We start from the raw sequence: 13,869 nt of genomic DNA, 5'->3' as shown, positions 1-13,869 counted from the left end.
TTTGTCGATTGTCGGAACAAACAAGCGAAGCTTGTCTGTTCAGCAAGCAGCGAAGCTTACTTGGTCGGCCAACCGGTCAGCTCGGCCAAAGCCTTGCCGATGTCTGCCAGGGAGCGCACGGTTTTTACGCCAGCGTCCTGCAGGGCAGCGAATTTCTCGTCTGCAGTACCTTTACCACCGGAGATGATTGCACCGGCATGGCCCATGCGCTTGCCCGGAGGAGCAGTCACACCAGCAATGTAGGAAACAACCGGCTTGGTCACGTGTGCCTTGATGTAGGCAGCCGCTTCTTCTTCAGCCGAACCGCCGATCTCGCCGATCATGACGATCGCTTCGGTCTGCGGATCTTCCTGGAACAGCTTCAGGATATCGATGAAGTTCGAGCCAGGGATCGGGTCACCGCCGATGCCGACGCAGGTGGACTGACCGAAACCGGCGTCAGTGGTCTGCTTCACAGCTTCGTAAGTCAGGGTGCCGGAACGCGACACGATGCCTACTTTGCCTGGCAAGTGGATGTGACCTGGCATGATGCCGATCTTGCACTCGCCCGGAGTGATGACGCCCGGGCAGTTAGGACCGATCAGGATCACGCCCAGTTCGTCGCACTTGACCTTGGCTTCCAGCATGTCGATGGTCGGGATGCCTTCGGTGATGCAGACGATCAGCTTGATGCCGCCGAACGCTGCTTCAAGGATGGAATCCTTGCAGAAAGGAGCCGGAACGTAGATAACGCTGGCGGTTGCGCCAGTGGTTTCTACCGCTTCTTTCACTGTGTTGAACACGGGCAGGTTCAGGTGCGTGGTGCCACCCTTGCCTGGTGTCACGCCGCCGACCATTTTAGTGCCGTAGGCAATGGCTTGTTCGGAGTGGAAGGTACCTTGCGAACCAGTGAAACCCTGGCAGATAACCTTGGTGTCTTTATTGATCAGGACGCTCATTACTTGCCCTCCGCGGCTTTGACAACTTGTTGAGCAGCGTCGGTCAGGCTGGTAGCAGCGATGATGTTCAAACCGCTTTCTGCCAGTACTTTAGCGCCCAGTTCAGCGTTGTTACCTTCAAGGCGCACAACAACCGGGATTTTCACGCCGACTTCTTTCACTGCACCGATGATGCCTTCGGCAATCATGTCGCAACGAACGATGCCGCCGAAGATGTTGACCAGTACTGCCGCGACATTGGTGTCGGACAGAATGATCTTGAACGCTTCGGTAACGCGTTCCTTGGTGGCACCGCCGCCAACGTCAAGGAAGTTTGCAGGCTTGCCGCCATGCAGGTTGACGATGTCCATGGTACCCATGGCCAGGCCAGCACCGTTGACCATGCAACCGATGTTGCCTTCCAGTGCTACGTAGTTCAGTTCGAACTTGGCAGCGTGAGCTTCGCGAGGATCGTCCTGCGAAGGATCGTGGAAACCCTTCAGCTTTGGCTGACGGTACATGGCGTTGGCGTCGATGTTGATCTTGGCGTCCAGGCAGTGCAGATCGCCGTCAGCCTTGATCACCAGCGGGTTCACTTCCAGCAGGGCCAGATCGTGGTCCTGGAACAGTTTGGCCAGACCAGTGAAGATCTTGGCGAACTGAGTGACTTGCTTGCCTTCCAGACCCAGCTGGAAAGCCAGATCGCGACCCTGGAATGGCTGAGCGCCAACCAGAGGATCGATAGTAGCCTTGAGAATCTTTTCAGGAGTGTCGTGAGCGATCTTCTCGATGTCCACGCCACCTTCGGTGGAAGCCATGAACACGATACGACGGCTGGAACGATCGACCACCGCGCCCAGATACAGCTCTTTGGCGATATCGGTGCAGGACTCGACCAGGATCTTGGTCACTGGCTGACCGTTGGCGTCAGTCTGGTAAGTGACCAGACGCTTGCCCAGCCACTGTTGAGCGAAGGCTGCCGCATCTTCCTTGCTACGAACCAGCTTTACGCCGCCCGCTTTACCACGACCGCCTGCGTGAACCTGGGCTTTGACAACCCACTCGGTCCCGCCGATCTTGTCGCAGGCTTCCGCTGCTGCTTCCGGGGTGTCTACCGCGTAACCTTTGGATACTGGCAGGCCGTACTCAGCGAACAGCTGCTTACCCTGATACTCGTGAAGATTCATGCTTATTACCGTCTTCGTTTAGGTACTGCGCATTCGGTGCTGCACGTCAGCGTGCCGCACCACCTGTGACCGCTACTCCGGGTGGACACCGCAAGTGCCATTGGGCACTCACGGCGCCGCCTGAGAGGTCGAGTCCGACGCAGATTCCGCGGTAAGCCCTGCTTGCAAGGCTCACGACGGGCACTGCGTCGTGGTTTCTCTTGTTGTCTTAACGCTTCTTGCGATTCTGGATGTGGATGGCACCGCCATTCACAGCCAATGCAGCTTCGTGCAGCGCTTCGGACAGCGTCGGGTGCGAGAAGACCATCATGCCGATGTCCTCTGCACTGCTGCCGAATTCCATCGCGATTGCGCCCTGCTGTACCAGTTCGGCAGCGCTCGGGCCAATGACGTGAACACCCAGAACGCGGTCGGTCTTGGCGTCGGCAATGATCTTGACGAAACCACCGGTGTCGTTGGCTGCCATGGCACGGCCACTGGCTGCGAACGGGAACGTACCGACATTGACTTCAACGCCCTCGGCCTTGAGGGTCTGCTCGGTCTTGCCTACCCAGGCGATTTCCGGGTGGGTGTAGATAACCGACGGCACGAGGTTGTAATTCATCTGGGCCTTGTGGCCCTTGATGCGCTCGACAACCATGATGCCTTCTTCCGAAGCCTTGTGGGCCAGCATCAGGCCACGAACCACGTCACCGATGGCGTAAACGCCCGGAACGCTGGTGGTGCAGTAGTCATCGACGTAGATGAAGCCGCGCTCGTCGAGATCGACGCCGCTGTCGGCTGCCAGCAGATCGGTGGTCACAGGGCGACGGCCGACTGCAACAGTCAGGCGATCAAAAGTAATCGACTGCTCGGCGGCAGCGTCGGTGTAGCTGACAACCACTTCTTCGCCATTGACCTTGGAACCGGTCACACGTGCGCCGAGCTTGATGTCCAGGCCCTGCTTGGTGAAGGTTTTCAGCGCTTCCTTGGAAACTGCTTCGTCAGCGGCCGGAATGAACTTGTCCAGCGCTTCCAGAACAGTGACCTGAGCGCCCAGGCGAGCCCAGACGGAACCCAGTTCCAGACCGATCACGCCAGCGCCGATCACGCCCAGACGTTGTGGAACCTGCTGGAATTCCAGCGCGCCGGTGGAATCGACAATGACTTTCTGATCGACCGGAGCCGGTGGAATGTCGATCGGACGCGAACCCGAAGCCAGGATCACGTGGTCCGCTTCGATGATTTCAACAGTGCCGTCGGCGGCAGTCAGCTCGACTTTCTTGCCGGCCAGCAGCTTGCCGTGGCCCTGCAGCGTGGTCACGCCATTGGCTTTGAACAGGCTGGCAACGCCGCCGGTCAGGCCTTTGACGATGGTCGACTTGCGGCCGATCATGGCCGGTACGTCGATGTTCACTTCAGACGTCGAGATACCGTGCACGCTGAAACCGTTCTTGGCTTCGTAGAATTTCCACGAGCTGTCGAGCAGTGCCTTGGAAGGAATGCAACCGACGTTCAGGCAGGTACCGCCGAGGGCCAGTTTGCCCTCCTTGTCCTGATATTTCTCGATGCAGGCAGTCTTGAGACCAAGTTGCGCAGCCTTGATGGCGGCAACATAGCCGCCAGGGCCTGCGCCAATCACTACCACGTCGAATTTCTGGGACATAACAAAGAGTTCCTCTTTAGCTGCAAGCTTTTAGCTGCAAGCTGCAAGTCAGTCCGCGTTTCATCGCGAGGCCGACTTGCGACCTATTGAATTAGGTGAAACATATCAGCCCCGACTGCTCGCCTTTTGCTTCTGACTTGAAGCTTCAAGCTTACAAATTGGGGCTGCCTCATCAGATATCCAGCAACAGACGAGCTGGGTCTTCCAGCAGGTTCTTGATGGTAACGAGGAAAGTGACTGCTTCTTTACCATCGATCAGACGGTGATCGTAAGACAGCGCCAGATACATCATCGGGCGAATCACAACCTGACCGTTGACTGCCATCGGACGCTGCAGAATGTTGTGCATGCCCAGAATTGCAGCCTGTGGCGGGTTGACGATCGGCGTCGACATCATCGAACCGAAAGTACCACCATTGGTGATGGTGAACGTACCACCGGTCATTTCATCGATCGACAGTTTACCGTCACGGGCTTTCTTGCCGAAGGTGGCGATGCCGCCTTCGATTTCGGCCAGGCTCATGTGTTCTGCGTTACGCAGAACCGGTACAACCAGGCCGCGATCGCTGGAAACCGCTACACCAACGTCGGCATAACCGTGGTAAACGATGTCGGAGCCGTCGATCGAAGCGTTGACTGCCGGGAAGCGCTTCAGCGCCTCGGTAGCGGCCTTGACGAAGAACGACATGAAGCCAAGACGAACGCCGTTGTGCGACTTCTCGAACAGGTCCTTGTACTTCGAACGCAGAGCCATGACTTCAGTCATGTCGACTTCGTTGAAAGTGGTCAGCATCGCCATGTTCGACTGGGCTTCGACCAGACGCTTGGCAACGGTTGCACGCACGCGGGTCATCGGCACGCGCTTCTCGGTGCGATCGCCTGCGGCGACAACAGGAGCAGCGGCGGCAGCAGGCTTGGCGGCAGGCGCAGCGGCTGGAGCGGATTTCTTCGCTTCAACTGCAGCAACGATGTCTTCCTTGGTGATACGGCCGTCTTTACCGGTGCCCTTGACGCTGGCCAGGTTGATGCCGTTTTCTTCAGCCAGTTGACGCGCAGCAGGCGCAGCAATCGGGTCTTCTTCGCCAGCAGATGCAGCCGGTGCAGCGGCGGGTGCCGAGGCAGGCGCAGCAGCAGCTGGAGCAGGTGCCGGAGCAGCAGATGCCGTAGCACCGTCATTCAACGTGGCAAGCACTTCGTTGGACAGGACGATAGCGCCCTCTTCCTTGGTGATCGGGCCCATCACGCCGTCAGCCTCGGCCAGCACTTCGAGGACAACCTTGTCAGTCTCGATGTCTACAAGCATCTCGTCGCGTTTTACCGCATCACCCTCTTTTTTATGCCACTTGGAAATGGTGCCATCGGCAACGGATTCCGGGAAAGAGGGGGCTTTGATCTCGATAGCCATTATCTGTAATTCCTTAATTCGGTTTCTAATGCTCGAAGGCGTTAAACAGTGAAGGCATCGCGCAGGAGTTTTTCCTGCTGCTCGGCGTGCATCGAAGCGTAGCCACAGGCTGGCGCAGCGGAGGCATCACGACCGGCATACTCGAGAACGAGTTCGCGTTTGTGATTGCCCATGCTGCGACGCAGATGGTGCTGGCTGCTGTACCAGGCGCCCTGGTTCATCGGCTCTTCCTGACACCAGACCACATGTTGCAGGTTGGTGTATGGCGCGATGGTTTCCATCAAGTCATCTTCAGGGAACGGATACAGCTGCTCGAGGCGCACGATGGCGATGTCTTCACGACCTTCGGCACGGCGTTTTTCCAGCAGGTCGTAGTAGACCTTGCCGCTGCACAGCACCAGACGCGTGACCTTGGCCGGATCGAGGGTATCGATTTCCGGAATGACGGTCTGGAACGAGCCTTCGGCCAGGTCTTCCAGGGTCGAAACAGCGAGCTTGTGACGCAGCAGCGACTTCGGTGTCAGCACGATCAGCGGCTTGCGCAGCGGACGGATGACCTGACGACGCAACAGGTGGTAGATCTGCGCCGGGGTTGTCGGTACGCACACCTGAATGTTGTGCTCTGCGCACAATTGCAGGTAACGCTCCAGACGTGCCGAGGAATGCTCCGGCCCCTGCCCTTCGTAGCCGTGAGGCAAGAGCATGGTCAGACCGCACAGACGGCCCCACTTGTGTTCGCCGCTGGTGATGAACTGGTCGACAACCACTTGGGCTCCGTTGGCAAAATCGCCGAACTGGGCTTCCCAGATAACCAGCGCATCAGGCTGGGTAGTCGAATAACCGTATTCAAACGCCAGCACGGCCTCTTCCGACAGGAACGAGTCGTACAAATCGAAACGCGGCTGACCGGAATACAGATTCTGCAACGGGATGTAAGTCCCGGCGTCTTTCTGGTTATGCAGAACAGCATGACGGTGCGAGAACGTACCGCGACCGATGTCCTGACCTGTCATGCGGATCGGATGACCTTCGAACGCCAGCGTGGCGTAAGCCATGGTTTCGGCGTAACCCCAGTTGATCGGCAAGCCACCGGCCTGCATCTTCTGACGGTCTTCGTAGATCTTCTGCACCTGACGCTGCACGACGAAGCCTTCCGGCAGTTCCATCAGCTTGGCCGACAGTTCCTGCAGGGTCTTCAGATCGAAGCGAGTGTCATGACGCGCAGTCCAGGCATGGCCCAGGTACGGACGCCAGTCGACGAACAATTCCTTGTTCGGCTCCTTGACCAGGCTTTTTACGACGTGCAGGCCATTGTCCAGCGCGCTGCGGTAGTCATCGACCTTGGCCTGAACGCGGGCCTCGTCGAGAACGCCGGTCTTGATCAGATGCTCGGCATACAGCTCACGCGTGGTGCGCTGCTTGGTGATCTGCTGGTACATCAAAGGCTGAGTGCCGCTAGGCTCGTCAGCTTCGTTGTGGCCGCGACGACGGTAGCAGACCAGATCGATGACGATGTCCCGCTTGAACTGCATGCGGTAGTCGATCGCCAGCTGGGTGACGAACATCACGGCTTCCGGATCATCGCCATTCACATGGAGGATCGGCGCCTGAATCATCTTGGCAACGTCGGTGGCGTACTCGGTGGAACGCGAGTCCAGCGGGTTGCTGATGGTGAAACCCACCTGGTTGTTGATGACGATGTGGATCGTGCCGCCCGTCTTGAAGCCGCGGGTCTGCGACATCTGGAAGGTTTCCATGACCACGCCCTGACCGGCAAAAGCCGCGTCGCCGTGGAGGGAAATCGGCAGAACCTTGTCGCCGTTCGGATCGTTACGACGATCCTGACGCGCACGGACCGAACCCTCGACCACCGGAGAAACGATCTCCAGGTGAGACGGGTTGAAGGCCATGGCCAGGTGAACTTCACCGCCTGCGGTCATGACGTTGGAAGAGAAGCCCTGGTGATATTTGACGTCACCGGAACCCAGTTCCACTTTCTTCTTGCCTTCGAACTCGTCGAACAGGTCGCGCGGGTTCTTGCCGAAGGTGTTGACCAATACGTTCAGACGGCCACGGTGGGCCATGCCGATCACAACTTCCTTGGTGCCGTAGGACCCGGAACGCTGAATCAGCTCGTCGAGCATCGGGATCAGACTTTCGCCGCCTTCCAGACCGAAACGCTTGGTGCCCGGGTATTTGGTGCCCAGGTACTTCTCGAGGCCTTCCGCTGCGGTGACGCGCTCCAGCAAATGGCTCTGGATGTCTGCCGAGAAGTTCGGACGGCCGCGAACACTTTCAAGACGCTGCATGAACCAGTTGCGCTGCTCGGAATCCACGATGTGCGTGAACTCGGAGCCGATGGTGCGACAATATGTCTGCTGCAACGCTTCGTGAATTTCGCGTAGGCTCGCTTCCTCTTTGCCAATGAACAAGTCACCGGCACGGAAAGTCGTGTCCAGATCGGCATTGGTCAAGCCGTAATGGTTAATCGACAGATCAGCAGGCGCAGGACGCTGCCACAGGCCCAGCGGATCGAGCTGAGCAGCCTGATGGCCACGCATCCGATAAGCCTGGATCAGTCGCAGCACTTCAACCTGCTTCTTTTCGTGCTCGCTGCTCACACTGCCGGCGGACACCGGTTGAGCGCGGCGCTGGTTTTTGGCCAGCAACACGAAATGATCGCGAATAGTCGAGTGCGATACATCAGTGGCAGAGCTGCCGTCTGCTGGCAACTTCTGAAAGTAGGTGCGCCATTCTTCTGGCACAGCGTTAGGGTCGTGCAGGTAGAGCTCATAGAGCTCTTCCACATAGGCAGCGTTACCACCGGATAGGTGGGCACTGTTCCACATGCGCTGCATCACGCTTTCTTGCATGCTTGGTCACCCTCGGTAAGGGGACACCACCGGCGAAGACACCAGAGCAATCCTGAAATAGTCGTGTGCAGCGACTGTATCAAGTCACCAGGGATCACGCAGATAGTCCGGGTACCAGCCCGGATGCCCCTGCTGGTCTCATTTCTTCAAAATAAGAGCCGCAGCTTTGCAAGCTACTGCTCAGGTTAAAACTACGGCGCCGGTTGAAGCCTGCGCCGCAGCCATATCAGTGCAACGGTGTAACAGATAAAGCAATAAATCAGACGCCGCTTTGCAACAACATGTTGCGTACGTGACCGATAGCCTTGGTTGGGTTAAGGCCTTTCGGGCAAACGTTGACGCAGTTCATGATGCCGCGGCAGCGGAACACGCTGAACGGGTCATCGAGCGAAGCGAGACGTTCGCTGGTGCGAGTGTCACGGCTGTCAGCCAGGAAACGATAGGCTTGCAGCAGAGCTGCCGGGCCCAGGAACTTGTCCGGGTTCCACCAGAAGGACGGGCAGGAAGTCGAGCAGCAAGCGCACAGGATGCACTCGTACAGACCATCGAGCTTTTCGCGCTCTTCCGGAGTTTGCAGACGTTCGATGGCCGGAGCCGGCGTGTCATTCTGCAGAAACGGCTTCACCTTCTCGTACTGCTTGTAGAAGATGCTCATATCGACGACCAGGTCACGAATGACTGGCAGGCCAGGCAGCGGACGTACGATCAGCTTGCCCTTGGCAACCACGGCAGACAGCGGCGTGATGCAGGCCAGACCGTTCTTGCCGTTGATGTTCATGCCGTCGGAACCGCACACGCCTTCACGGCACGAGCGACGGTACGAGAACCCTTCATCCTGCTCTTTGACCAGGGCCAGCACGTCCAGCACCATCAGGTCCTTGCCACCGGTATCGACCTGGAACTCCTGCATGAACGGCGCGGCGTCCTGATCAGGGTTGTAACGATAAACACTGACTTGCAACATATCGGTCACCCCTTAATAAGTCCGAATCTTAGGTTCAAAAGTCGGGACGGTTTTCGGCGAGAAGTTCACGGCACGCTTGGTCACACGCTTGTCAGCCGGGAAATACAGGGTGTGGCACAACCAGTTCTCGTCATCGCGATCTTCAAAGTCTTCACGAGCGTGAGCGCCGCGGGACTCTTTACGATGTTCTGCTGCAATTGCCGTGGCTTCGGCAACTTCCAGCAGGTTTTGCAGTTCAAGCGCTTCGATACGGGCAGTGTTGAACGCCTGGCTCTTGTCGTTGATCTTGACGTTGGCGATACGACCACGCAGGTCAGCCAGCTGGGCGATACCCTTCTGCATGTATTCGCCAGTGCGGAACACACCGAAGTAGTTCTGCATGCAGCTTTGCAGCTCTTTACGCAGCGAGGCAACGTCTTCACCGGTGGTGCGCTCGTTCAGGCCGGCAAGGCGTGCGAGAGCAGCATCGATGTCAGACTCGGAAGCGCGGGCATAATCGACGCCTTCACGCAGCGCCTGCTCCAGGTGGATACCGGCAGCACGACCGAACACCACCAGGTCGAGCAACGAGTTGCCGCCCAGACGGTTGGCACCGTGAACCGATACGCACGCCACTTCACCTACCGCGAACAGGCCCGGGATGATCTGGTCAACGCCAGCCGCATCCTGAGTGATAGCCTGGCCATGAATGTTGGTAGCAACGCCACCCATCATGTAATGGCAGGTTGGAACAACCGGAATCGGCGCGGTTGCAGGGTCGACGTGGGCGAAGGTCTTGGACAGCTCCATGATGCCCGGCAGGCGGCTGTGCAACACTTCTTCACCCAGGTGATCGAGCTTGAGCATTACGTGGTCGCCATCTGGACCACAGCCGTTACCGGCGATGATTTCCTTGACCATGGAACGCGCAACCACGTCACGACCGGCAAGGTCCTTGGCGTTCGGAGCATAACGCTCCATGAAACGCTCGCCGTGCTTATTGATCAGGTAACCGCCTTCACCGCGGCAGCCTTCGGTGACCAGTACACCTGCGCCGGCGATGCCGGTCGGGTGGAACTGCCACATCTCGATGTCCTGCACCGGCACACCGGCGCGCAGCGCCATGCCGATACCGTCACCGGTGTTGATCAGGGCATTGGTGGTCGACGAGTAGATGCGGCCTGCACCGCCGGTTGCCAGCACAGTAGCGTTGGCACGGATGTAGGAGGTTTCGCCTGTTTCAATGCAGATGGCAATGATGCCGACAAAGGCGCCATCCTGGTTCTTCACCAGGTCCACTGCGTAGTATTCGTTGAGGAATACGGTGCCAGCCTTGAGGTTGGCCTGATACAGGGTGTGCAGCAGCGCGTGACCGGTACGGTCGGCAGCAGCGCAGGTACGTGCAGCCTGACCGCCTTTACCGAAGTCCTTGGACTGGCCACCGAACGGACGCTGATAGATGCGGCCCTGCTCGGTACGGGAAAACGGCAGGCCCATATGCTCGAGCTCGAAGACCGCTTCCGGGCCTACGGAACACATGTACTCGATAGCGTCCTGGTCGCCGATGTAGTCGGAACCCTTGACGGTATCGTACATGTGCCAGCGCCAGTCATCGTTCGGATCGGCCGAGGCGATTGCGCAGGTAATGCCACCCTGGGCAGATACAGTGTGCGAACGGGTCGGGAAGACCTTGGTGACCACGGCAGTCTTGTGACCACCTTGAGCCAGCTGCAGCGCAGCGCGCATGCCGGCACCGCCGCCACCAATGATGATGGCGTCGAAAGAAAGCGCATTAATGTTAGCCATGGATCAGATACCCCAAAGAATCTGCACGCCCCAGACGAAGTAGGCGAACATCAGAACGCCGCATACCGCCTGGAACAGGAAACGTACTGCAGTGGCGGACTTGCCCAGCGCCATCGGCGTCAGGTAGTCGGTCGCGATGGTCCACATGCCGACCCAGGCGTGAGCGCCAAGGGCAACAAGTGCCAGCAGACTGAAGATACGCATTCCGTTGTGTGCGAACAGATCATGCCATTGGGCGTAACTCAGACCCGGATGAAAGACCACGTATCCGATCAGGAATATGAAATAAGCCGCGAGCACGACTGCGGAGACGCGTTGCGCCATCCAGTCGTAGAGACCCGAACGCGACAGGTTCGTGACGTTGGTTACCATATCCATACTCCCGCCAGAAGAATCAGTACCACGGAAACCGCGATAACGATTTTGGAGCCCAGCTTGCCGCCTTCGAGCGTCTCGCCTACCCCAGTGTCCATGATCAGGTGACGAATACCGGCCACCAGGTGGTACAGCAGGGCAGACAGAAGCCCCCAGACGATCAGCTTGGCCAGCGGGCTGGTCAGACACGCCTTCACTTCGCCGAACCCTTCTTCGGACGCCAGCGACTTGTCCATTGCATACAGCATGATTGCAATACCGACAAAGAGGATGACACCGGAGATGCGGTGAAGGATGGACGTGTAAGCGGTGACTGGGAGCTTGATGGTCCTTAGGTCTAGATTTACAGGTCGTTGGCTATTCACGGCTTTTTTTCACACTTGAAGAGCCCCTAACAATCAGGGCAAGTTGTTGGGAAGTGCACTGGTCAGGTACCCACCACCCAGGAAGTGACGACCCCCTTGAAACAGGCCAAAAAGCCTCTGGCGGTCGGACATCGAGTATAGACAGTTAGGGCGCTAATGACAACGCGCAGACTTACCGCGAATGGCGCATTGCGCTGCCAGGATAAAAGGCGTAAACGGCAGGAAACGGCATCGAAAAACGCATTGCCAAAGCCTTGTGGAACACGACTTTAGGCAAATTGACTTTAGAATTTATCTCACTATAGTGATGCGGGCCCTGCGTGGGGGGCCTGTCTGATGATTTGAAGCATAAATAGGAGGCCACATGGCTGAGAAAAAAGCGCAGTTGATCATCGAGGGTGCTGCCCCCGTCGAGCTGCCAATTCTGACGGGTACAGTGGGTCCGGACGTGATCGACGTACGCGGTCTCACCGCCACCGGCCGCTTCACATTTGACCCTGGCTTCATGTCCACGGCATCTTGCGAGTCGAAGATCACCTACATCGATGGTGATAACGGAATCCTGCTTCACCGCGGCTACCCGATTGAGCAACTGGCCGAGCAGTCCGACTATCTGGAAACCTGCTACCTGCTGCTCAATGGCGAACTGCCAACTGCCGAGCAGAAAGCCCAGTTCGTTGCCGTGGTCAAGAACCACACGATGGTTCACGAACAGCTCAAGACCTTTTTCAACGGCTTCCGCCGTGATGCCCACCCGATGGCCGTCATGTGCGGCGTGGTCGGGGCCCTGTCGGCGTTCTATCACGACTCGCTGGACATCAATAACCCGCAGCACCGCGAGATTTCTGCCGTGCGCCTGGTCGCCAAGATGCCGACCCTGGCAGCGATGGTCTACAAGTACTCCATGGGTCAGCCCATGATGTACCCGCGCAACGACCTCAGCTACGCCGAAAACTTCCTGCACATGATGTTCAACACACCGTGCGAGATCAAACCGATCAGCCCGGTGCTGGCCAAGGCGATGGACAAGATCTTCATTCTCCACGCCGACCACGAGCAGAACGCCTCGACGTCCACCGTGCGCATGGCAGGCTCTTCGGGCGCCAACCCGTTCGCCTGTATCGCTGCCGGTATCGCGGCACTCTGGGGCCCGGCTCACGGCGGTGCCAATGAGGCCGTACTGACCATGCTCGACGAAATTGGCGATGTGTCAAACATCGATACATTCATCGCCAAGGCCAAGGACAAGAACGATCCGTTCAAGCTCATGGGCTTCGGACATCGCGTCTACAAGAACCGCGACCCGCGCGCCACCGTGATGAAGCAGACCTGCGACGAAGTTCTGAAGGAACTGGGAATCAACAACGATCCACAACTCGAACTGGCCATGCGCCTCGAAGAGATCGCCCTGACCGACCCGTACTTCATCGAACGCTCGCTGTACCCGAACGTCGACTTCTACTCGGGCATCATCCTCAAGGCCATCGGTATCCCGACCAGCATGTTCACCGTGATCTTCGCCCTGGCGCGGACTGTCGGCTGGATCTCGCACTGGAAGGAAATGCTCTCCAGCCCTTACAAGATCGGTCGCCCTCGCCAGCTTTACACCGGCGACGTACAGCGCGACATCGTTCCGCTGCAAGATCGCAAGTAAGCGTTAGCGCAAAAACAAAGGGCTGCCAATAGGCAGCCCTTTTTCGTATCGACCCGGAATTACTGCGCGGCCCTCTCCCTGAGCGCCTTTAGCGTATTGAACGGCGCATCGACGACAAACTTGTTGGCCAGCATCGACGGCACACTGCCACCTGGCTCGGTGTGAACCTGGTAGGTCACCTCAGTCTGGTTCGGGCCTTTGGGCACCATCTTCCAGAACCCCTTGACCTCAGCGACACGCACAAAGCCTTTTTCTTCAGGCAGGTATTTCGGCTGTCCTTCGAGATTGCGCGTGATACTGCCATCGGCGCCTTCCTGGGTCGTAATCAGCAACACAGAATCTCGCGGAGTCACGGGCCATGGCGTGTTGAACTGGCTGTAAGTCCAGGTCTTGTCACCTTCGTGCTTGAGTACTTTCTGTAATTTGCACTCATGAATCCATGCACAGGCCCCCGCCACATCCTCTTGCAGTGCGCGCAATTTGCCGACACTGGCGTTGATCACGGCAACGCCGCGATAGGCTTTGTAATCGGACCCCGGCACATCACTCAACGAAACCTTGATACCGTCCTCGTCCTTGGCGACTTTCCAGTCTTGCGCCTGCGCCACCCCGGCAAGCACTACCGTCAATCCACAAGCAACAGCCATGCGATAAAGCGAACTCATTGTTTTATTCCTTATTTGAAGTTCCGACAAAACG

At 57.9% G+C, this 13,869-nt stretch carries 11 protein-coding genes; 1 reads left to right on the top strand and 10 read right to left on the bottom strand.

Features of this window, described 5'->3' with window-relative positions; translation table 11 throughout:
• Positions 1-56: 56 nt before the first annotated feature.
• From sucD to sdhC, 9 genes are all read right to left on the bottom strand, one after another.
• The gene (gene sucD, locus I9H07_RS08695; protein WP_024646007.1) at positions 57-938 is read right to left on the bottom strand and encodes a succinate--CoA ligase subunit alpha; all 882 of its coding nucleotides are present in this window, start codon (positions 936-938) and stop codon (positions 57-59) included.
• Complete coding sequence (sucC, locus tag I9H07_RS08690; RefSeq protein WP_002552981.1) at positions 938-2,104, bottom strand: ADP-forming succinate--CoA ligase subunit beta; 1,167 nt, start codon at positions 2,102-2,104, stop codon at positions 938-940. Before sucC ends, sucD begins: the two co-directional genes overlap by 1 nt.
• 208 nt (positions 2,105-2,312) lie before the next feature.
• The gene (lpdA, locus tag I9H07_RS08685; protein WP_236533885.1) at positions 2,313-3,749 is read right to left on the bottom strand and encodes a dihydrolipoyl dehydrogenase; all 1,437 of its coding nucleotides are present in this window, start codon (positions 3,747-3,749) and stop codon (positions 2,313-2,315) included.
• A gap of 172 nt (positions 3,750-3,921) precedes the next feature.
• On the bottom strand, positions 3,922-5,154 hold the full coding sequence (odhB, locus tag I9H07_RS08680; RefSeq protein ID WP_236425322.1) for a 2-oxoglutarate dehydrogenase complex dihydrolipoyllysine-residue succinyltransferase: 1,233 nt from the start codon (positions 5,152-5,154) through the stop codon (positions 3,922-3,924).
• Between the two features lie 41 nt (positions 5,155-5,195).
• The gene (locus I9H07_RS08675) at positions 5,196-8,027 is read right to left on the bottom strand and encodes a 2-oxoglutarate dehydrogenase E1 component (RefSeq protein ID WP_024646004.1); all 2,832 of its coding nucleotides are present in this window, start codon (positions 8,025-8,027) and stop codon (positions 5,196-5,198) included.
• Between the two features lie 259 nt (positions 8,028-8,286).
• On the bottom strand, positions 8,287-8,991 hold the full coding sequence (locus I9H07_RS08670; protein WP_024675061.1) for a succinate dehydrogenase iron-sulfur subunit: 705 nt from the start codon (positions 8,989-8,991) through the stop codon (positions 8,287-8,289).
• Positions 8,992-9,003: 12 nt separating this feature from the next.
• Positions 9,004-10,776: a succinate dehydrogenase flavoprotein subunit gene (gene sdhA / locus I9H07_RS08665; RefSeq protein WP_024646002.1), complete on the bottom strand. Its 1,773-nt coding sequence runs from the start codon at positions 10,774-10,776 to the stop codon at positions 9,004-9,006.
• 3 nt (positions 10,777-10,779) lie between these two features.
• Positions 10,780-11,148, bottom strand: coding sequence for a succinate dehydrogenase, hydrophobic membrane anchor protein (gene sdhD, locus I9H07_RS08660; RefSeq protein ID WP_024646001.1), 369 nt, complete (start codon positions 11,146-11,148; stop codon positions 10,780-10,782).
• A complete protein-coding gene (gene sdhC / locus I9H07_RS08655; RefSeq protein WP_024675060.1) occupies positions 11,142-11,516 on the bottom strand; it encodes a succinate dehydrogenase, cytochrome b556 subunit in 375 nt (124 codons plus the stop codon). The genes sdhD and sdhC overlap by 7 nt, the downstream gene beginning before the upstream one ends.
• A 364-nt stretch (positions 11,517-11,880) precedes the next feature.
• On the opposite strand from sdhC, the gene gltA reads away from it, so the two are divergent.
• Positions 11,881-13,170 (top strand): citrate synthase, encoded by a 1,290-nt coding sequence (gltA, locus tag I9H07_RS08650; RefSeq protein WP_024675059.1) that lies wholly within the window; start codon positions 11,881-11,883, stop codon positions 13,168-13,170.
• 59 nt (positions 13,171-13,229) lie between these two features.
• Here gltA and I9H07_RS08645 read toward each other — a convergent pair whose 3' ends face one another.
• Positions 13,230-13,835, bottom strand: coding sequence for an START domain-containing protein (locus I9H07_RS08645; protein WP_024675058.1), 606 nt, complete (start codon positions 13,833-13,835; stop codon positions 13,230-13,232).
• Positions 13,836-13,869: the final 34 nt, after the last annotated feature.

This window comes from Pseudomonas syringae, from assembly GCF_023278085.1.
In the GTDB taxonomy this organism is placed as follows: Bacteria; Pseudomonadota; Gammaproteobacteria; order Pseudomonadales; family Pseudomonadaceae; genus Aquipseudomonas; species Aquipseudomonas syringae_Q.
Note: the sequence above shows the minus strand (reverse complement) of the source record. Positions and strands in the feature narration are given on the sequence as shown.